20 protein-coding genes and 1 tRNA gene are annotated in these 19391 nt (G+C 31.2%); 13 read left to right on the top strand and 8 right to left on the bottom strand.

Annotation, left to right across the window (positions count from 1 at the left end; genetic code table 11):
• The first annotated feature begins 76 nt into the window (after positions 1 to 76).
• Genes M9Q43_RS03955 through M9Q43_RS03965 form a run of 3 tightly spaced genes read left to right on the top strand, consistent with a single transcriptional unit; the run spans position 77 to position 2548 of the window.
• Positions 77 to 922, top strand: coding sequence for a transketolase (locus tag M9Q43_RS03955; RefSeq protein WP_262317674.1), 846 nt, complete (start codon positions 77 to 79; stop codon positions 920 to 922).
• A 4-nt stretch (positions 923 to 926) separates the two neighbouring features.
• Positions 927 to 1571 carry a hypothetical protein gene (locus tag M9Q43_RS03960; RefSeq protein ID WP_262317675.1) on the top strand — a complete coding sequence of 215 codons (645 nt, stop codon included), beginning with the start codon at positions 927 to 929 and terminating at the stop codon, positions 1569 to 1571.
• Positions 1572 to 1594: 23 nt separating this feature from the next.
• Entirely contained in the window at positions 1595 to 2548 is a 954-nt protein-coding gene (locus M9Q43_RS03965; RefSeq protein ID WP_133610751.1) for a transketolase family protein, read from the top strand.
• Positions 2549 to 2615: 67 nt separating this feature from the next.
• On the opposite strand, the gene M9Q43_RS03970 is transcribed toward M9Q43_RS03965, so the two are convergent.
• Both M9Q43_RS03970 and M9Q43_RS03975 read right to left on the bottom strand, forming a co-directional pair.
• Complete coding sequence (locus tag M9Q43_RS03970; RefSeq protein ID WP_262317676.1) at positions 2616 to 2990, bottom strand: PUR family DNA/RNA-binding protein; 375 nt, start codon at positions 2988 to 2990, stop codon at positions 2616 to 2618.
• A gap of 67 nt (positions 2991 to 3057) precedes the next feature.
• Positions 3058 to 4824 carry an ABC transporter ATP-binding protein gene (locus M9Q43_RS03975; protein WP_262317677.1) on the bottom strand — a complete coding sequence of 589 codons (1767 nt, stop codon included), beginning with the start codon at positions 4822 to 4824 and terminating at the stop codon, positions 3058 to 3060.
• 193 nt (positions 4825 to 5017) lie between these two features.
• Here M9Q43_RS03975 and M9Q43_RS03980 point away from each other — a divergent pair, with 193 nt between their 5' ends.
• From M9Q43_RS03980 to yajC, 4 genes are all read left to right on the top strand, one after another.
• Positions 5018 to 6121 carry a Glu/Leu/Phe/Val family dehydrogenase gene (locus tag M9Q43_RS03980; RefSeq protein ID WP_262317678.1) on the top strand — a complete coding sequence of 368 codons (1104 nt, stop codon included), beginning with the start codon at positions 5018 to 5020 and terminating at the stop codon, positions 6119 to 6121.
• An 83-nt stretch (positions 6122 to 6204) separates the two neighbouring features.
• On the top strand, positions 6205 to 7146 hold the full coding sequence (nusB, locus tag M9Q43_RS03985; protein WP_262317679.1) for a transcription antitermination factor NusB: 942 nt from the start codon (positions 6205 to 6207) through the stop codon (positions 7144 to 7146).
• Between the two features lie 11 nt (positions 7147 to 7157).
• Positions 7158 to 7634: a DUF1573 domain-containing protein gene (locus tag M9Q43_RS03990; RefSeq protein ID WP_262317680.1), complete on the top strand. Its 477-nt coding sequence runs from the start codon at positions 7158 to 7160 to the stop codon at positions 7632 to 7634.
• A 5-nt stretch (positions 7635 to 7639) separates the two neighbouring features.
• Positions 7640 to 7909, top strand: coding sequence for a preprotein translocase subunit YajC (gene yajC / locus M9Q43_RS03995; protein ID WP_262317681.1), 270 nt, complete (start codon positions 7640 to 7642; stop codon positions 7907 to 7909).
• A gap of 51 nt (positions 7910 to 7960) precedes the next feature.
• Here the strand turns inward: yajC and M9Q43_RS04000 are convergent, their stop codons facing one another.
• The 5 genes from M9Q43_RS04000 to M9Q43_RS04020 all read right to left on the bottom strand — a co-directional run bounded on the left by M9Q43_RS04000 (position 7961) and on the right by M9Q43_RS04020 (position 13665).
• Entirely contained in the window at positions 7961 to 8536 is a 576-nt protein-coding gene (locus tag M9Q43_RS04000) for a YdeI/OmpD-associated family protein (RefSeq protein ID WP_262317682.1), read from the bottom strand.
• A 74-nt stretch (positions 8537 to 8610) separates the two neighbouring features.
• Entirely contained in the window at positions 8611 to 10851 is a 2241-nt protein-coding gene (locus tag M9Q43_RS04005) for a M20/M25/M40 family metallo-hydrolase (protein WP_262317683.1), read from the bottom strand.
• A gap of 105 nt (positions 10852 to 10956) precedes the next feature.
• Positions 10957 to 12198, bottom strand: coding sequence for a peptidase T (gene pepT / locus M9Q43_RS04010; RefSeq protein ID WP_262317684.1), 1242 nt, complete (start codon positions 12196 to 12198; stop codon positions 10957 to 10959).
• A 95-nt stretch (positions 12199 to 12293) separates the two neighbouring features.
• Positions 12294 to 12375 (bottom strand) — tRNA-Tyr (locus M9Q43_RS04015).
• Positions 12376 to 12540: 165 nt separating this feature from the next.
• Positions 12541 to 13665 (bottom strand): TlpA disulfide reductase family protein, encoded by a 1125-nt coding sequence (locus M9Q43_RS04020; RefSeq protein ID WP_262317685.1) that lies wholly within the window; start codon positions 13663 to 13665, stop codon positions 12541 to 12543.
• Between the two features lie 244 nt (positions 13666 to 13909).
• On the opposite strand from M9Q43_RS04020, the gene rpsA reads away from it, so the two are divergent.
• From rpsA to arsB, 6 genes are all read left to right on the top strand, one after another.
• Positions 13910 to 15676 (top strand): 30S ribosomal protein S1, encoded by a 1767-nt coding sequence (gene rpsA / locus M9Q43_RS04025; RefSeq protein WP_262317686.1) that lies wholly within the window; start codon positions 13910 to 13912, stop codon positions 15674 to 15676.
• A 105-nt stretch (positions 15677 to 15781) separates the two neighbouring features.
• Positions 15782 to 16105, top strand: a complete 324-nt coding sequence (locus M9Q43_RS04030; protein WP_262317687.1) for an ArsR/SmtB family transcription factor — start codon at positions 15782 to 15784, stop codon at positions 16103 to 16105.
• Between the two features lie 36 nt (positions 16106 to 16141).
• Positions 16142 to 16618 carry a DUF6428 family protein gene (locus tag M9Q43_RS04035; RefSeq protein ID WP_262317688.1) on the top strand — a complete coding sequence of 159 codons (477 nt, stop codon included), beginning with the start codon at positions 16142 to 16144 and terminating at the stop codon, positions 16616 to 16618.
• Position 16619: 1 nt separating this feature from the next.
• Positions 16620 to 17237 (top strand): class I SAM-dependent methyltransferase, encoded by a 618-nt coding sequence (locus M9Q43_RS04040; protein ID WP_262317689.1) that lies wholly within the window; start codon positions 16620 to 16622, stop codon positions 17235 to 17237.
• 1 nt (position 17238) lies between these two features.
• Positions 17239 to 17847 carry an arsenate-mycothiol transferase ArsC gene (locus M9Q43_RS04045; protein ID WP_262317690.1) on the top strand — a complete coding sequence of 203 codons (609 nt, stop codon included), beginning with the start codon at positions 17239 to 17241 and terminating at the stop codon, positions 17845 to 17847.
• Between the two features lie 4 nt (positions 17848 to 17851).
• On the top strand, positions 17852 to 18883 hold the full coding sequence (gene arsB / locus M9Q43_RS04050) for an ACR3 family arsenite efflux transporter (RefSeq protein WP_262317691.1): 1032 nt from the start codon (positions 17852 to 17854) through the stop codon (positions 18881 to 18883).
• Here the strand turns inward: arsB and M9Q43_RS04055 are convergent.
• A complete protein-coding gene (locus M9Q43_RS04055) occupies positions 18880 to 19380 on the bottom strand; it encodes a hypothetical protein (protein ID WP_262317692.1) in 501 nt (166 codons plus the stop codon). The two genes, arsB and M9Q43_RS04055, sit on opposite strands and share 4 nt — an antisense overlap.
• Positions 19381 to 19391: the final 11 nt, after the last annotated feature.

The raw sequence follows: 19391 nt of genomic DNA on the forward strand, positions 1-19391 counted from the left end.
TTCTAACAAAATGATTTGTACCACCAAAAAAATAAAATTACTTTTGCATCCAATTAACACATATATATCTTTTATAATGTCTAACACACAACAACTACAAGATTTTACAACACAAGTTCGAAGAGATATTCTTCGTATGGTTCATGCCGTAAATTCAGGTCACCCAGGAGGTTCTTTGGGATGTGCTGAGTTTTTGGTTACCCTTTACCAAGACGTTATGAAACGTAACGAAGGTTTTGATATGAACGGAATTGGTGAGGATTTATTCTTCTTATCAAACGGACATATTTCTCCAGTTTTTTATAGTGTTTTAGCTAGAAGCGGATACTTTCCAGTAGCTGAATTAGCAACATTCAGAAAATTAAATTCAAGATTACAAGGTCACCCAACAACTCATGAAGGTTTACCTGGAATCAGAATGGCTTCGGGTTCGTTAGGACAAGGAATGTCGGTTGCAATTGGAGCGGCTCAAGCTAAAAAATTGAACAACGATAACCATTTTGTTTTTGCACTTTTAGGTGATGGTGAATTACAAGAAGGACAAAACTGGGAAGCAATTATGTATGCTTCAGCAAAAAAAGTAGACAACTTAATTGCAACTATCGACTTAAACGGGAAACAAATTGATGGAACTACAGACGAAGTTTTAGCAATGGGAAGCGTAAAAGCAAAGTTTGAAGCTTTTGATTGGATTGTATTAGAAATCAAAGAAGGAAACAACATTGACGCTATCAAAGCTGGTTTAGCAGATGCAAAATCAAAATCAGGTAACGGAAAACCAGTTTGTATTTTATTACATACAGAAATGGGTAATGGAGTAGATTTTATGATGCACACACACGCTTGGCATGGTAAAGCGCCAAATGATGAACAATTAGAAAAAGCGTTAGCACAAAATGTTGAAACTTTAGGAGATTATTAATCATATGAACCTTTTTAAAGTAACATTTATTATATTCTTTTTCTTCTTTGGGCAAAATCTATTTTCACAAAAATATTCATTTAAAATTCAAGGACAATATTCCCATTACGAAAATGAAAATTCAGAAAAAGCGGATAGTAAAATAGTTTTTTTATGTAATAATGAGGATGATACAACAATGAAGTTTTTTGTTGTTAATGATACTGTTAAAAACATTTCTATTTTCGATAAAAAATCAAGTAAAGTGTTTTTTTCTGAAGGTGGATTTATTTTAGACAATAAAACGAATCTCAATTACAAATTATCAAATTGTAAATTTGATGCAAGAGAATTATTTTATGAAGAGAAAACGAATAAAAATGTAACGGTTTCTACAGATGCAATTGGTGAAGAAAACATCATAAACATTAGAGAAACCAAAAAGAGGAAAACCATATACGATTTATATATAAAAACAGTTAAAAACTCAAAATACATAAACACTCAAAATTTCACTATTGGGATGATTACACATCATAGAATATGGGACATATATAAAATTAATAGTGAAGTTGTTTTAGAAAGTTACTATCTAAAGAAGAATATCAAAACTGATATTTATAAATTAGATAATATTGAAGACGTTAATTTTGAGATTACATTAAAATAATCTCTACTAAAGAAAATAATATTATGAAAAAATATACCAACACAGGCAGTAAAGATACCCGTTCAGGATTTGGAGCTGGAATGACTGAATTAGGTCAAAAAAACGAAAACGTAGTAGCACTTTGTGCGGATTTAATTGGATCATTAAAATTTGATGATTTCAAGAAAAATCACCCAGAGCGTTTCTTCCAAATCGGAATTGCAGAAGCAAATATGATTGGAATTGCAGCTGGATTAACGATTGGTGGAAAAATTCCTTTCACAGGAACTTTCGCTAACTTTTCTACGGGAAGAGTGTATGACCAAATTCGTCAATCGGTGGCTTATTCTGATAAGAATGTAAAGATTTGTGCTTCTCACGCAGGATTAACGCTTGGAGAAGACGGTGCAACACACCAAATCTTAGAAGACATCGGTTTGATGAAAATGTTACCTGGAATGACAGTTATCAATACTTGTGATTACAACCAAACCAAAGCAGCCACTTTAGCATTAGCGGATCATCACGGACCAGCTTATTTACGTTTTGGTCGTCCAGTGGTGCCTAACTTTATGCCAGCTGACGAACCTTTCGTAATTGGAAAAGCAATTATGTTAAACGAAGGTACTGATGTTACGATTATTGCAACTGGACATTTAGTTTGGGAAGCATTAGTAGCAGCAGAAGCTTTAGAAGCAAAAGGAATTTCGGCAGAAGTAATTAACATTCACACGATAAAACCGTTAGATGAAGAAGCGATTTTAAAATCGGTGAAGAAAACTGGTTGTGTGGTTACAGCTGAAGAGCATAACATCATTGGTGGTTTAGGAGAAAGTGTTTCAAGAACTTTGGTTCAAAACCATTTAGTACCACAAGAATTTGTAGCAGTAAACGACAGCTTTGGAGAAAGTGGAACACCAGACCAATTAATGGAAAAATACAAATTAAACAATCAAGCGATTGTTGAAGCTGTAGAAAGAGTTATCAAAAGAAAGTAATTACAATTTCTTTATCATAAAAAAAACCCGAGTTCAATTGAACTCGGGATTTTTTATAGATTTATAATTAAATATCGTCAAAATCGATATTTGTAAAACTTTCAGCTGATTTTATTTCTTCAACATCATCAGAAAAAGATTCTCTTTTGAAATCTTTTTGGTGTCTTTCAGAAATTACTTCTTCACCTTTTTGATCTAAAACAAAATCTGTCATTTCGTCTAAGATTTCTCTAAAAGCAGCAAAATCTTCTTTGTATAAATAAATTTTGTGTTTTTTAAAGTGGTATGAACCATCTTCTTCTGTAAATTTTTTACTTTCAGTAATTGTAATGTAGTAATCTTCCGCTTTTGTTGACCTTACATCAAAGAAGTAAGTTCTTCTTCCTGCACGCAATACCTTAGAAAAAATTTCTTCTTTTTCTAACATTTCATTTTCTCTCATAATCCTACTCAAATTAATTAGTTATAGCTTTCCAAAAATCTAAAAAAAAATTGGATTAAACAAAAAATTAGTCGATTTCTTTTTCTGAAAGTTGTTTTAGATACAATTGTTTGTAATAACCGTTATTGTCTAATAGTTGATTGTGAGTGCCTTGCTCAATTATTTTACCTTCTTCAAGGATTATAATTTGATCTGCGTTTTTAGCAGATGAAACTCTGTGGCTTACAATTATTGTTGTTTTGTCTTTGCAATAGGCTAATAAATTGTTTAAAATTGTTTCTTCAGTTTCGGTATCTACAGCACTTAAGCAATCGTCTAATAGTAGAATAGGAGCATTTTTTATTAACGCACGAGCAATAGAAACACGCTGTTTTTGTCCGCCTGAAAGCGTTATGCCTCGTTCACCTAAAACAGTTTCATATTGTTCGTTAAATGTGATAATATTTTCATGAACTACAGCTTTTTTTGCAGCTTCAATTACTTCTTCGTCTGTAGCATTTTCATTGCCAAACTTAATATTATTTTTGATACTATCAGAAAATAGAAAAGCATCTTGTGGCACTACACTAATCTGATTTCGTAAATCGTATAAATTAACTTCTTTAATGGATTTGTTGTCCATCAAAATATGACCACTAGTAGTATCGTATAAACGACTAATTAAGGTAAGAATAGTTGATTTTCCAGAACCTGTTTTTCCTAAAATGGCTAATGTTTTTCCTTTTTCAATGCTGAAAGAAATATTGTTTAAAGCTTGAATATTTGTATCCTCATAAGTAAACGATACATTTTCAAAGGCTATAGTTCCGTCTATTTTTGTATGTTCAGTTGTGGTATTTTTAATTTCGGGTTCTTCTTTTAAAAATTCATTGATACGTTTTTGTGATGCTTCAGCTTCTTGAACTAATGATGAAACCCAACCTAATGATGCTACTGGCCAAGTCAACATATTAATGTAAAGAATAAACTGAGCAATTACACCAATACTTGCAATTTCAGGATCGCCATTGATGTACATAGAACCACCAACAAAAACGACAACTAAATTACTCAACCCAATAAGTAAAATCATTAACGGACCAAAAAGCGAATTTACTTTTGCCAAATCCATTGCTTTGGTTTTGCTTTGTTGCGTTAAATCAATAAACTCTTTTTGTTTTTTAGTTTCAATCGCGTAAGCTTTTATCACACGAATTCCCGAAAAAATTTCTTGAGTAAACGAAAACAAATTGGATAAATTTTGTTGAAAAGCTCCACTTCGTTTATGAATTTCAGAACTAATTTTAAAAATGCTGTACGATAATAATGGAAGCGGAAGCAAAGAATATAAAGTTAGTTTTGGCGAAATATTATACATGTAAATTACCACAATAGTAAATCGCATTAACGTATTTAGCGAATACATTACTGCCGGACCAACATACATTCGTACTTTTCCAACATCTTCACTAATACGATTCATTAAATCACCAGTGCGATTGCGTTTGTAGAAACTTTGCGATAAATTTTGATAATGATTGAAAATTTCATTTTTTAAATCAAATTCTACATAACGCGACATCACAATCAATGTTTGACGCATTAAAAAAGTAAAAAAACCAGCTATAATTGTGGTAATCAGGATGTAAAAAATATTTTTTAGTAATGAAACTTTTAATAAATCAACATCTTTTGTAGACGATTTCACATAATCTTCAATTACTTTTATGGAATTTCCAATAAGCTCTGGAGTAAATAATGAAAAAATTTGTGCGATTATAGTTATAAATAAGCCAAGTAAGAAGCGATATTTATATTTGATAAAGTATTTGTTTAAATATTGTAATTCTTTCATAGTATTTTTAGTTGTTGTAACATTTTCGTATCTATACCATTAAAAAGCTAACGTATTGATAGTGAAGGATTCTGATTTATTACAACATTTCATTGCTAAATTATTAAAAAAAATATAAATTATTGATTCATTTTAAAATTATTCGTAATATTGTAATTAAATATTGAATAATTTTCAACCCAATTCATATCACATGACAGCAGATTTATTAAAAGCAAGTGAGCTTCATAAAGTAGACCCAGTTTTTGGTCAAGTTTCTTTTGATGGTCATGAACAAGTTGTATTTTGTAACGACAAAGATACAGGTTTAAAAGCAATTATTGGAATTCATAACACAGTTTTAGGACCAGCTTTAGGTGGAACAAGAATGTGGAATTACACAAACGAATGGGAAGCTTTAAATGATGTACTACGTTTATCTCGTGGAATGTCTTTTAAAAACTCGCTTTCTGGTTTAAATTTAGGTGGTGGTAAAGCCGTAATTATTGGCGATGCAAAAACGCAAAAAACACCTGAGTTAATGACAAAATTTGGACAATTTGTAGATTCATTATCAGGTAAATATATAACTGCAGAAGATGTAGGTATGGAAACAAAAGACATGGATATTGTTAGAGAAGTAACAAAACACGTGGCTGGAATTTCTGTAGAAAAAGGTGGTTCAGGAAATCCTTCTCCTGTTACAGCTTATGGTGTTTTCGTAGGTATGAAAGCAGCTGCTAAATATAAATTTGGTTCAGATAATTTAGAAGGTAAAAAAGTATTAGTACAAGGAATTGGTCACGTAGGAGAGGTGTTGGTTCAACATTTAACAGAAAGTGGGGCAATTGTAACCGTTACAGATATTAATGACGAAAGAGTTCACCAAATTGGAGCTAAATATGGCGCTAAAATTTTTACCGGTGCTGATTTGTATAGTGCTGATGTAGATATTTATGCACCATGTGCATTAGGAGCAACAATTAATGACAATACAATCCACAACATTAAAGCGTCTATTATTGCTGGTGCGGCTAATAACCAATTAGCAAACGAGGCAGTTCACGGTAAAATTTTGAAAGAAAAAGGAATTTTATATGCTCCAGATTTCTTAATCAATGCTGGAGGTGTTATCAATGTATATTCTGAATTAGTGAATTGGTCAAGAGAGCAAGTAATGCAAAAAACAGAAAACATCTATAATACAGCATTAGAGATTTTCAAATTTGCTGATGATAATAATATTACAACCCATCAAGCGGCTTTTTCAATGGCTCAAAAACGTATTGATGATACAAAAAATGGGTTAAACAAGTAATTCGTTTTAAATAAAATTGTATTTTTGCAGAGCGAAAGGAGCTATTCTTTCGCTCTCTTAATTTTATAAAGTTCTTAATTAGTATGTTAAACAGAAGACATATCCGAGTAAAAGTGATGCAAAGTATTTATGCAATGCACCAACATCAATCTGATAATTTAGATAAAGAAGAAAAATTCTTGTTTCAAAGTATCGAAAACACACAAGATTTGTATTTATTATTGCTTTCGGCACTAATCGAAATCAAGAAAAAAGAGTCAGCCTACATTGATTTGGCTTCAAAAAAACATTTAGCTACTAAAGAAGAACGTAATCCAAGCTTAAAATTTATTCAAAATAAAGTTTTGATTCTTTTATCAGAATCAGAAGCGTTAGAAAATGCTTTAGAAGATAGAAAAATCAAAAACTGGAAAAATAATGACGATATTATTTTATCTTTACTTGAATCGATAAAAGCAAGTGATTTGTATAAAAATTACATGCAAAAACCTGAAGGTAGCTTTGAAGACGATAAATTTTTTATTGCAGATTTGTACACAGAAGTTATTGCGCCAAGTGACAAGTTATATGATTATTTAGAAGATTATAAGTTAACGTGGGTAGATGATTTGCCAGGAATCAATACGTTGATTTTAAAGCAGATTAAACAACTAAAATCGGTTAATGATACTTTGGTTTTACCAAAAGTGTACAAAGACGAAGACGATAAAGAATTTGTAAAAAACTTATTTAGAAGAACGGTTTTAAACGAAGTAGAATTATCAAAAGAATATATTGATAAAACCCCAAATTGGGATGTAGAACGTATTGCAGAAATTGATACGATTATTCTTAAAATGGCTATTTGCGAATTATTAAAATTTCCATCTATTCCAGCAAAAGTAACAATTAACGAATATTTAGAAATTGCAAAAGAGTATTCTACGCCAAAAAGTAGTATTTTTATCAACGGAATTTTAGACAACTTAGTCAAAGAATTTGAAAAAGACAACAAATTAAAAAAATCGGGTAGAGGTTTATTATAAAATTATAAATTATGATAAGAAAATCAATTGGGTTATTAGCCCTTACGTTAGTAGTATTAACAACAGCTTGTAAACAAGAAAGTGCTGCAGACAAAATTACAGAAGCAGACCTTAAAGCAATTGAAGCAGAAAAAGCTTTAGTTGGAAAAATGCCAAAAGTTAAATTAGATAAAGAAATTCATGATTTTGGAACTATTGTAGAAGGTACAGTTGCTGAGACAGAATTTATTGTAACCAATACTGGTGAAGGCGATTTGTTAATTGCTGATGCTAAAGGTAGTTGCGGTTGTACTGTTCCTAAACCACCAAAAGATCCAATTAAACCAGGCGATTCTGCACCAATAAAAGTATCTTTTGACTCTAAAGGAAAACCAGGCGCACAAGAAAAAACAGTAACATTGACTACCAACTCAGAAAATGGTAAAGAAATGTTCAAAATAAAAGCAAACGTAACACCAATGGCTGGAAATTCAGCTACAACTAAATAATTATTATGAATCCAAGTTTAGCAATACAAATTGTATTAATGATTGCCGTGTTTTATTTTTTATTAATAAGACCGCAACAACAAAGAGCAAAAAAAGAAAAAGCATTTGAAGCAGCTTTAAAAGTAGGTGATAAAATCATTACTAAATCTGGTATTCATGGAAAAATTGCTGAAATGAATGAAGATACTATCGTAGTGGAAACTATGGCAGGGAAAATCAAAATGGAAAAGTCAGCTATTTCGTCTGAATTAAGTGCGAAATTAGCAGCTAAATAATATTTTTTCAATTTATAAAAAGCCGAATTTCAACTAAGAAATTCGGCTTTTTTATCTATATTTATCATTCAATCCTTTTCCTTCTAAAATCATCGCAATTACTTTTTCTAATCTTGCTAATTGTGTTTTTTCTTGCTTTGCTGAAGTAATATGTTCGATAAATTCTCTTTGTTTATAAGGTGAAAATTCATTGAATTTTTTATTCAAATCAACTGATTTATCTAATTTATTTTGAAGAAGTTCTGGAATTATAGTTTCTTTTTTTTCTTTTGGGATAACCAAACCTTTTTCTTCTATTTCAATCGCTTCATTAATATAATATAAAATTAGTTTTTCATCTATTTCATTGAACGAGGTAAATCGCATTTGGCGCAATGATTTTGTATTTTCTTCATTAGCATTAATGAGTAGTTTTTTTTCATCTTTCAGAAAAACACCATTGTAAAACCAAATTCCAAAATAAGATTTAAAACCACCAATTCCAACCACATTTTTATTCTGGTATGTATAAACAGAACCACCCCATTTAGTAGTTTCAACTAAAGAAGTTTTGCGAATAATTGCATGCAATTGCTCAATTTCATTTTCCCATTGATTGGTTTTATTCCACTTGTTTTCTTTTTCCAAGTTATTCAGTTTTAGATTAACAAATTTAAAAAAAGCTGTATAAAAAAAGAGGAACATTGTCCTCTTAATTTATCTTAGAATTTCACTTTCATTGTTATTGGTTTACCATTTCGCATTACGGTTACATCTTTTTCATCGCCAACCGTTAATTTGGCTAAACAATCCATGTATCCATACACTTCTTTGATTTCGCAATCACCAATTTTTACTAAAATATCGCCTTCTAGTATACCAGCCACATGTGCAGGACGATTTTCTGTTACACCATCAATGTGTAAGCCATCACCGTGGTCGGTATAATCAGGCATAATTCCTAAAGTTACTTTATATTTTGGAACTGTTTTCCCTGCATTCATTGCTGTTTGAGTAAACTCGATTTTATCTAATGATGCAATTTCATTGGATACTCTAAATACATAGTCCACAATGTTTCTTACACCATAATAATTGATTTTATCTTCGTCATCACTTGGTTTGTGATAATCTGCATGTGTTCCTGTAAAGAAAAATAAAACGGGAATATCTTTTAAATAAAATGAAGTATGATCAGAAGGACCTTGACCTGCATTGTCTAAAGTAACGTTGAAACCAGCGGGTTTGTTTTTGGTTATAATAGTTGAAAATTCTGGAGCAGTTCCAATTCCACCTACGGTTAAACTTTTGTCTTTATCTAAACGACCAATCATATCTAAATTTATCATGGTAACAACATTTGGATATAAATTTTTCAGTGTTTCTGCCATATGTTTTGAACCAATTAAACCATCTTCTTCTCCCGAAAACAATGCAAAAAGGTAGTTGACATTCTCTTTTGTTTTATTTTGCGAAAACATACGTGCTAATTCAAGTACTGCGGCAACACCTGATGCATTATCATCAGCTCCATTATGAATCTCTCCATGTGAATTCGGCTTCGAAGAATGATTGTGTTCGTTTAATCCTAAATGATCGTAATGCGCTCCAATTACAATTGTTTTTGAAGCTTTATTATCTAAAAAGGCAATGACATTTGTTCCACTATTTGCTTTATCGCTTGAAGGATCTGTGCTGTGTGGATTTATTTTTACTTTATAATTGAAAGTTTGTAAATACGATTGGTTTGCATAAGGCTTTAATCCCAAAGATTTAAATTCTTTTACAATATATGCTGCTGCTTTTTTTTCTCCAACCGAACCAGTCAATCTACCTTGTAATTCATCCGATGATAAATAAGAAATATGTTTTTTTAATGTTTTTGGTTGAGCAATTTCAGTTTTGTCACCTTCAATCCAATCGGCAATAAAAACATTGGTTTCTCTAGGCTTACTTTGCATTCTATTACTCGAAAAAACTAATTTTTTTCCATCAGGAGAAAACATCGGAAAAGCATTAAATTCACTTTCATAGGTAATTTGTTGTAAGTTTTCGCCATCAGTATCAATCATAAATAACTGAAAATCATAACCTCTTGTTGAGTGATGATTAGACGAAAAAATAATTTTTTTATCAGTAGGATGGAAGTAAGGTGCCCAATTGGCTTTTCCTAAATTCGTAATTTGTTTTAAATCGGAACCATCAATGTTGCAAGTATAGATTTCCATTTCAGATGGAGCAACCAAATTTTGTGCTAATAAATCTTTATATTCTTTAACAGCTTCAGCGGTTTTAGGTCGAGATGAACGAAAAACAATTTTTTTACTATCGTGCGAAAAGAAACAACCGCCATCATATCCTAATCCAAAAGTAATTTGTTTTAAATTACTACCATCGATATCCATAGTGTAAATTTCTAAATCGCCGCTTCTAATACTAGTAAAAGCAATTTTTTTACCATTTGGAGAAACAACAGCTTCAGCATCATAACCTGGCGTATTTGTTAACTGTTTTGTGATGTTTCCTTTTAAATCGGCAATATAAATATCAAATTCGGGATAAATCGCCCATAAATATTTTCCTTCAATTGGCTTTGGAGGAGCAGGACAAGCGTGGTCTGATGCATGTGTGGAAGCATATAAAATGTGTTTTCCATCGGGCATATAATAAGAACAAGTGGTTCTTCCTTTTCCAGTCGAAACCAATTGTAAGCTTTTTTCATTGAATTCTTGTGCTTTTAAATCTAACATGAAGATTTGGTCACATGAAACACCAAATGCTTTGTTGGTAACTTGAAGTGTTAATTTATCTCCTTTTGGACTAAAGTAGGCTTCTGCATTGTCGCCACCAAAAGTGAGCTGTTTGATGTTTTTTAAATGTTTTTCTTGAGCTGGAGCAAGTACTGAAAAAGATGTAATTAGTACGAGTAAAAACTTTTTATTAAAATTTATTGTTTGAAACATAAATGGTGTTTTTATTTATAATGAATAAAAATGAATTACGAATATACAAAAAAGACAAGTCATCAAAAACCTGTCTTTTATAATTGTTTTCTTTGCTGAAATAGATTATTTAGGAGTTGCAGTGATTTCTGCAATTTTTACAATTACTTCTGTAGCTTTAACCATACTTTCCACAGGAACATATTCATATTTTCCGTGAAAATTATGACCACCCGCAAAAATATTTGGACATGGCAAACCTTTGTATGATAATTGGCAACCATCTGTTCCACCACGAATAGGTTTGATTAATGGTTTTATACCTAATTCTTTCATTGCTTTTTCTGCAATTTCAACGATATGAAATACGGGTTTTACCTTTTCTTTCATGTTGTAATATTGATCTTTTACTTCCGCAATTACAATTTCTTCACCAAATTGTTTTTTCCACTTTTTATTGAATTTATTTGCTAATTCGTGAATAAATTCTTTTCTCTCTTTGAATTTTTTTGCACTATGGTCACGAATAATTAGTTCAACTACAGTTTCTTCGATACTTCCTGAAATTCCTACTACATGATAAAATCCTTCATAACCTTTCGTTTTTTCTGGAATTTCATTCTTGGGTAATTTAGAAATAAATTGATTGGCTAAAAGCATTGAATTTATCATTTTTCCTTTAGCATAACCAGGATGAACGCTTTTTCCTTTAAAAATAATTTTTGCACCAGCAGCATTAAAATTTTCATATTCTAATTCACCAATTTGGCTTCCATCCATAGTGTAAGCCCATTCGCAACCAAATTTTTCAACATCAAATTTGTGTGCACCACGACCAATTTCTTCATCTGGAGTAAAACCTACACGAATTTTTCCGTGTTTGATTTCGGGATGTTGAATTAGATATTCCATTGCCGACATAATTTCGGTAATTCCGGCTTTGTCATCAGCTCCTAAAAGGGTTGTTCCGTCTGTTGTGATTAGGGTCTGACCTTTATATTGTAATAAATCTTTAAAATAACTTGGCGATAAAATGATATTTTGTTTTTTATTTAAAACAATATCACCTCCATCATAATTTTTTACAATTTGAGGTTTTACGTTAGCACCAGTGAAATCTGGAGTTGTATCATAATGCGAAACAAATCCAATTGTTGGAACTTTGTGTTTTACATTACTTTCTAAAGTAGCCATTACATAGCCATTTTTATCTATGGATACTTCTGTCATTCCCATTGCTTTTAGTTCTTTAACTAAAAGATTTGCAAGGTCTAATTGTTTTTTGGTACTTGGTGTAGTGTCTGAATTTGGGTCAGATTCTGTATCAATAGTTACATAGCTTATAAAGCGATCGATTATATGTTGCATGAATTTTAAAATTTATACAAATATAGGAAATTGAATAGGTTTTTAAAAGTATGATTTGGGTAAATAAAAAAAGCACTTCGATTGAAGTGCTTTAGTGGGGAGAGCAGGATTCGAACCTGCGAAGATGTAATCAGCGGATTTACAGTCCGCCCTCGTTGGCCGCTTGAGTATCTCCCCAAGCCATCTTGCTTATTTGACTAAGCGGTTGCAAATATAGAATTGTTTTTTGTTCCTGCAAAGATATTTTCTACTATTTTACAGACTATTTTATAACTTTCTGTAAATGAAAAACATAAAAAAATCTTCCGAAGAAGATTTTTTAAAATATATTTTGTATTGGAATTATTTAACTCCTAAAAGTTCTTTTACTTTTGCTTTTAAGGCATCACCTCTAAGATCTTTTGCAACAATATTTCCTTTAGCATCTAAAATAAAAGTTGCTGGAATTGATTGCACATTGTATTGTTTTGCAATTGGTTCATCCCAAAATTTTAGATTTGAAACATGAGCCCAAGTTAATTTATCTTTTGCAATAGCTTCTTTCCATTTTGTAGCATCTTTGTCTAATGAAACTCCAATGATATTTAAACCTTTATCATGTAGTTCATTGTACATTGCTACCACATTAGGATTTTCTGCTCTACATGGTCCACACCAAGAAGCCCAAAAATCAATAATAGTTACTTTTCCTAAAGATTCTTTTAATGAAATAGTTTTGCCTTCAGGAGAAGGAGCAGAGAAATTTGGTGCTGGTTTTCCAAGTGTATTCCCTGTCATAGAATCTAATACTTTTTTTATGTTTTTAGCACTTTTAGTTTCCAATAAACTTTTGTCTAATTTTTCATAGTAACCTTTAACTTCTTCAGGCGTTAAATATTGTCTCATTAAAAAGTTTTCTAGTAAAAGAACTGATAGGTATGCGTTTTTATTTTCTTTAATAAATTTAACTGAAACCTTATTCATATCCTCCTGAAAGCTATTGTATTCTTTCATTATTTGATTTACTCTTGCAGTGTCGTTTGCTATTTTTGCAGCTTTTATTTTTTCTGCATTTGCCTTCTGAAACTTACCGAATTTTCTTGCAACAATTTTAGATTGATCATTATATGATTGAAATTTATCATTGTTAAGTGTTCCACTTACAATTGAGTTTTGAACTGTGTCGGTCTTAATAAGAACGTTAATTTTTCCATTTTCTAGAATTAGTGGTAAATTAATATTTTCATTTTCAATTCTAATAAAGGCTAAATCAATTTCATTTGTTTCTCCTTTAAGTTCAAACTTTCCATTTTCAACCACACCTGTATCTTTTACAGTAAATCCGGTTTCAGTTTGCACTTCTATAAAAACCTTTTTACCATTTTCTATCCCAGAAGCTTCCCCATTGATAATGAACTCATTGTCTTTAAGTTGGTTACAAGCAAAAGTTGTTAATGCGGCTGCAACGATTAATGTTATTTTTTTCATTTTAATAAATTAAATTTTGGCAAATGTATTTAAAATTACTCATTTATAAAACATAAATAAATGTTAGGATTTGAATAAAATCTCGCAATTAAAGTTTTGTCAATCAAAAATATAGTTGTAATTTTGCGCACCTTTTGGCGAATAGCGTTTCCATTAGGTATCAATCATTTATGTAAAATACTGCTGTTGTTTTCTATTCGCATTAAGAAACGCTAGAATCACGGCATACAAATTTTTAATCAGCATGTCTGAAATTAACAAAACACAAGAAGAGTTTTTAGCGAATTTTAACTGGCATAACTTCCAAGAAGGAATTGACCCAGTAGATGAAAAAAACTTACAAGAATTCGAAGAATTAGTAACTAAAACATTCATTGCTACTGATCAAGAAGAAGTTGTAGAAGGAGTTGTAGTTAGAATTACTGAAAGAGACGCAATCGTTGATATCAACGCTAAATCTGAAGGTGTTATTTCTTTAAACGAATTCCGTTACAATCCTAACTTAAAAGTTGGTGATAAAGTAGAAGTATTAATCGACGTTCGTGAAGACAAAACAGGTCAGTTAGTATTATCTCACAGAAAAGCTAGAACTATCAAAGCATGGGATAGAGTTATTGCAGCTAACGAAACAGGAGAAATCGTTAACGGTTTCGTTAAATGTAGAACTAAAGGTGGTATGATTGTAGATGTTTTCGGAATTGAAGCATTCTTACCAGGATCACAAATTGATGTGAAACCTATCCGTGATTACGATCAATATGTGAACAAAACTATGGAATTTAAAGTTGTGAAAATCAACCACGAATTTAAAAACGTAGTAGTATCTCACAAAGCGCTTATCGAAGCTGATATTGAAGTACAGAAAAAAGAAATCATTGGTCAATTAGAAAAAGGACAAGTATTAGAAGGTGTTGTTAAAAACATTACTTCTTATGGTGTGTTTATTGATTTAGGTGGTGTAGATGGATTAATCCATATTACAGACTTATCTTGGTCAAGAATCAACCACCCAAGCGAAGTTCTTGAGTTAGACCAAAAATTAAACGTTGTAATCCTTGATTTCGATGATGAGAAAACAAGAATCCAATTAGGTTTAAAACAATTAAACGCTCATCCTTGGGATGCTTTAGGAACTGAATTAAAAGTTGGTGATAAAGTTAAAGGGAAAGTTGTTGTTTTAGCTGATTACGGTGCTTTCATCGAAGTTGCTGAAGGTGTAGAAGGTTTAATCCACGTTTCTGAAATGTCTTGGTCAACTCACTTAAGAAGTGCTCAAGATTTTATGAAAATTGGTGATGTAGTTGAAGCAGTTGTTTTAACTTTAGACAGAGACGAAAGAAAAATGTCTTTAGGTATTAAACAAATGACGCAAGATCCATGGACTGATATTACTGCTAAATACCCAGTAGGTTCTAAACACACTGGAATCGTTAGAAACTTTACAAACTTCGGAATTTTCGTAGAGTTAGAAGAAGGTATTGATGGTTTAGTTTATATCTCTGATCTATCTTGGACTAAGAAAATTAAACACCCATCTGAATTTGTAAACGTAGGTGAAAAATTAGACGTTGTTGTGTTAGAATTAGATGTTGAAGGACGTAAATTATCTTTAGGTCACAAGCAAACTACTGCTAATCCTTGGGATAAATATGAAGATGCTTTTGCTGTTGGAACAATTCACAATGGAACAATTTCTGAAATCGTTGACAAAGGTGCTACTGTAGAATTTGGTGACGATATCGTTGCTTTCATTCCTACACGTCACTTAGAAAAAGAAGACGGTAAAAAATTGAAAAAAGGAGATACTGCTGACTTTAAAGTTATTGAGTTCAATAAAGAATTCAAAAGAGTAGTAGCTTCTCATACAGCTATCTTCAGAGAAGAAGAAGAGAAAAACGTTAAAACTGCAGTTGAAACTACATCAAATAGTTCAGCTCAAACATCTACTTTAGGTGATAACAACGATATTCTTGCTGAATTAAAAGCTAAAATGGAAAAAGGAGGTAAATAATCTCTAATTTTCTAAATATTTTAAATCCCGAAAGAAATTTCGGGATTTTTTATTGCGTATTATATTTGTTTATCGTAATATTGCAATATAATAATTAAAATAATTATGGGAGCATCAAAATCAGAATCCTTTTCAGTAGAACAAAACGAAATAGCAACGTTGTTTAAAGCTTTGTCGCATCCGGCTCGAATTGCTATTGTGGATTATCTATTAACTGTTGATTCTTGTATTTGCGGCGATATTGTAAACGAATTGCCATTAGCGCAACCTACAATTTCACAACATCTAAAAGAATTAAAAAACGCTAACATCATTAAAGGAACCATCGAAGGAACCGCTATTTGTTATTGCATTAATCCAGATACGATTGATAAAATAGAAAATCACTTTGGTATGATTCGTCATAAGTTAAAGAATAAATGTTGTTAGCTAATTACTTTTTACTAATCACTAATTACTCAAAAAATGAAATTATCAGAAATCAAATCCGAATTAAAAAAGCTAACAACAATAGCTTTTCAATTACCAAATGGCGATTTAGTACCAAATCATTTCCATGTAACGGAAGTAGGTAAAATCACTAAGCATTTCATCGATTGCGGTGGAGTTGTTCGTACAGAAGAAGTCGCAAACTTCCAACTTTGGGAAGCAAACGATTACGATCATAGATTACATCCTGAAAAATTGGTTCACATTATAGAATTGTCAGAAGCTAAATTGCAAATTCCAGATTTAGAAATTGAAGTCGAATATCAAATGGCGGCAACTATCGGAAAATTCAGTTTAGATTTTGACGGAACTAACTTCCAATTGAAATCAAAATTAACCGATTGCTTAGCAAAAGACAATTGCGGTATTCCACCAGAAAAACTAAAAGTTAAAATAGGCGAGTGGAAACCAAAAGAAACTTCTTGTTGTACACCAGATTCGGGTTGTTGTTAATATGGAAAACACTAAAAAACAACATTGGGAAACTGTTTTTACTACAAAAGCAGAAAACGAAGTAAGTTGGTATCAAAACGAACCGAAGACTTCAATTCAATTAATTCAAGTTTGTAAAGTGGCTAAAGATGCCAAAATAATAGATATTGGTGGTGGCGACAGCTATTTGATTGATAGTTTATTAGAATTGGGTTACACGAATTTATTCTTGTTAGACATTTCAGCTGCTGCTATTGAACGCGCTAAAAAACGATTAGGAGATAAAGCTAAGAACGTGACTTTTATAGTTTCCGATAGTTTGCATTTTCAATCAGATAAAAAATTTGATGTTTGGCACGATAGAGCATCTTTTCATTTTTTTACAGAAGCTAGCGATATTGAACAATACAAAGCTAATGTAATTGCGAATACCAATCAAAACGCACATTTTATTATCGGATCTTTCTCGGAAGATGGTCCTTTAAAATGTAGTGGTTTACCAATAACGCAATATTCGGTTGAAAAAATGGAAGCAGTTTTTGGCGAAGATTTCGAATTAGAAAATTGCTTTACTGAAGACCACGAAACACCCTTTGATACGGTTCAGAATTTCATTTTTTGTCATTATATAAAGAAATAATATGTTAGAAAATTTATCAAAAACTATCGAATCTATTGCTAAAATTGTAGTTACGGAGGAAAGAAAAGAGGTTTTGCAACCTTTAGTAGATTACATTCAAAATAAAGTCAATGCTAATGAAGAAATTCGATTAAACTTCATTTGTACGCACAATTCAAGAAGAAGTCATTTGTCTCAAATTTGGGCACAAACGATGGCATTTCAATTCGGAATCAAGAATGTTTTTTGCTATTCTGGCGGAACGGAAGCAACAGCAATGTTTCCAAAAGTTGGCGAAACCTTAGTAAATCAAGGATTTCAAATTCAAAAGTTAAGTCAAGAACAAAATCCAGTTTACGCAGTGAAATTCTATGACAATCAACATCCAATTATTTGTTTTTCAAAAGCGTATTTTGATGATTTTAATCCAAAAACTAACTTTGGAGCCATCATGACGTGTAATAATGCCGACGAAGGTTGTCCAATGGTTTTTGGTGCAGAAGCTAGATTCCCAATCAAATACGATGATCCAAAAGCATTTGATGGAACCGATTTAATGAACGAAAAATACACAGAGCGTAGTTTACAAATTGCAAGTGAAATGTATTTTGTGTTTTCTCAAATAAAATAAGAATATGAAGAAAAGACTAGGATTTTTAGACCGATTTTTAACGCTTTGGATTTTCTTAGCGATGTTAATTGGAGTAGGAATAGGTTATTTTATTCCCAATTCAGCTGATTTCATCAATTCATTTTCATCAGGAACTACGAATGTTCCGTTGGCAATTGGATTAATTTTAATGATGTATCCGCCCTTAACCAAAATCGATTTTTCAAAAGTGCCTCAAATGTTTGAAAAACCTAAGTTATTATCGGCTTCGTTTTTCATCACTTGGATTGTAGGGCCGTTTTTAATGTTTTTATTAGCGACTTTCTTCTTGAAAGATTATCCAGAATACATGATGGGCTTAATTATCATAGGAATTGCGCCATGTATTGCTATGGTAATCGTTTGGAATGAACTTGCCGAAGGTAACCGAGAATTAACAGCAGGTTTAATTGGAATTAATAGTTTGTTACAAGTATTTTTCTTCAGTTTATATGCTTATTTTTATTTGGAAATCATGTTGCCTTTATTCGGAATTAAAGGCTTGGAATTAAATATTACCATTGCTGAAATCGCTCAAACGGTTGGAATTTATCTCGGAATTCCGTTTGCCTTGGCTGTGATTAGTCGTTTTGCTATCAAAAAATATTTTGGTGATAAATTTTTTAATCAAAAGTTTATTCCTTTTGTTTCGCCAATTACATTGGTTGCTTTACTTTTTACAATTGTAGTCATGTTCAGCTTAAAAGGCGAAATGATTGTCGATTTACCAATGGATGTGGTTCGTATTGCCATTCCATTAGTGATTTTCTTTACTATTATGTTTTTCTTGATGTTTTTTGTTGCCAAGAAAATCGGAGCCAATTATCGCGATGCAGTTGCGTTATCGTTTACAGCTTCGGGAAATAATTTTGAATTAGCAATAGCAGTTTCAATTGGCGTATTCGGGATCAATAGCGGGCAAGCATTTGCTGGTGTAATTGGACCTTTAGTAGAAGTTCCTGCTTTGATAATTCTGGTAAATGTGGCTTTTTGGTTGAAAAAAAAGTATTTTGACTAAAGTGTTTCTTTATGAAATTCTCGATATTTAAAACCAGTTTCTTTTTGGAATTCGTATTCTAATGTACTATCAGATGGAAAAATATTTATTTTAATATTTGGATTTTTCTCTTTTAGCCATTTAATGAATTCAATTGTGTTTTTATATTCCAAAGAAGAAAATGATTTTTTTCCAGATATATATATAATATGATCAGTGTTACTTTTACTCGTTCGAATGAAATGATATTCTAATAAATCTGAATATTTTAATTTTTCGACTTTCTTTATATATGAGTAAATAATTTCGATTTGATTATCATAAAAAACAATTTCAAATATACTTTCTCTTGTTTTTTTTATAATGTAAATTAGAAATGTTAATGAAAAAAGAATGCTTAATACAAAAATAAAAAGATTACATTCATCATAAATAATTTTTAATGGTAGTATCATTATTACAATTACCAAAAGTGGTAATAGAACTTCTTTAGAATTATTTGAAGAATATTTTTTCATTTAGTAAATAT

This window comes from Flavobacterium odoriferum (assembly GCF_025499515.1).
Lineage (GTDB): Bacteria > Bacteroidota > Bacteroidia > Flavobacteriales > Flavobacteriaceae > Flavobacterium > Flavobacterium odoriferum.

What these genes read in the sequence shown, in the direction of transcription:
- M9Q43_RS03955 (WP_262317674.1), top strand. Translation starts at nt 77, where the DNA reads ATGTCTAACACACAACAACTACAAGATTTTACAACACAAGTTCGAAGA.
- M9Q43_RS03960 (WP_262317675.1), top strand. Translation starts at nt 927, where the DNA reads ATGAACCTTTTTAAAGTAACATTTATTATATTCTTTTTCTTCTTTGGG.
- M9Q43_RS03965 (WP_133610751.1), top strand. Translation starts at nt 1,595, where the DNA reads ATGAAAAAATATACCAACACAGGCAGTAAAGATACCCGTTCAGGATTT.
- M9Q43_RS03970 (WP_262317676.1), bottom strand. Translation starts at nt 2,990, where the DNA reads ATGAGAGAAAATGAAATGTTAGAAAAAGAAGAAATTTTTTCTAAGGTA.
- M9Q43_RS03975 (WP_262317677.1), bottom strand. Translation starts at nt 4,824, where the DNA reads ATGAAAGAATTACAATATTTAAACAAATACTTTATCAAATATAAATAT.
- M9Q43_RS03980 (WP_262317678.1), top strand. Translation starts at nt 5,018, where the DNA reads ATGACAGCAGATTTATTAAAAGCAAGTGAGCTTCATAAAGTAGACCCA.
- nusB (WP_262317679.1), top strand. Translation starts at nt 6,205, where the DNA reads ATGTTAAACAGAAGACATATCCGAGTAAAAGTGATGCAAAGTATTTAT.
- M9Q43_RS03990 (WP_262317680.1), top strand. Translation starts at nt 7,158, where the DNA reads ATGATAAGAAAATCAATTGGGTTATTAGCCCTTACGTTAGTAGTATTA.
- yajC (WP_262317681.1), top strand. Translation starts at nt 7,640, where the DNA reads ATGAATCCAAGTTTAGCAATACAAATTGTATTAATGATTGCCGTGTTT.
- M9Q43_RS04005 (WP_262317683.1), bottom strand. Translation starts at nt 10,851, where the DNA reads ATGTTTCAAACAATAAATTTTAATAAAAAGTTTTTACTCGTACTAATT.
- pepT (WP_262317684.1), bottom strand. Translation starts at nt 12,198, where the DNA reads ATGCAACATATAATCGATCGCTTTATAAGCTATGTAACTATTGATACA.
- M9Q43_RS04020 (WP_262317685.1), bottom strand. Translation starts at nt 13,665, where the DNA reads ATGAAAAAAATAACATTAATCGTTGCAGCCGCATTAACAACTTTTGCT.
- rpsA (WP_262317686.1), top strand. Translation starts at nt 13,910, where the DNA reads ATGTCTGAAATTAACAAAACACAAGAAGAGTTTTTAGCGAATTTTAAC.
- M9Q43_RS04030 (WP_262317687.1), top strand. Translation starts at nt 15,782, where the DNA reads ATGGGAGCATCAAAATCAGAATCCTTTTCAGTAGAACAAAACGAAATA.
- M9Q43_RS04035 (WP_262317688.1), top strand. Translation starts at nt 16,142, where the DNA reads ATGAAATTATCAGAAATCAAATCCGAATTAAAAAAGCTAACAACAATA.
- M9Q43_RS04040 (WP_262317689.1), top strand. Translation starts at nt 16,620, where the DNA reads ATGGAAAACACTAAAAAACAACATTGGGAAACTGTTTTTACTACAAAA.
- M9Q43_RS04045 (WP_262317690.1), top strand. Translation starts at nt 17,239, where the DNA reads ATGTTAGAAAATTTATCAAAAACTATCGAATCTATTGCTAAAATTGTA.
- arsB (WP_262317691.1), top strand. Translation starts at nt 17,852, where the DNA reads ATGAAGAAAAGACTAGGATTTTTAGACCGATTTTTAACGCTTTGGATT.
- M9Q43_RS04055 (WP_262317692.1), bottom strand. Translation starts at nt 19,380, where the DNA reads ATGAAAAAATATTCTTCAAATAATTCTAAAGAAGTTCTATTACCACTT.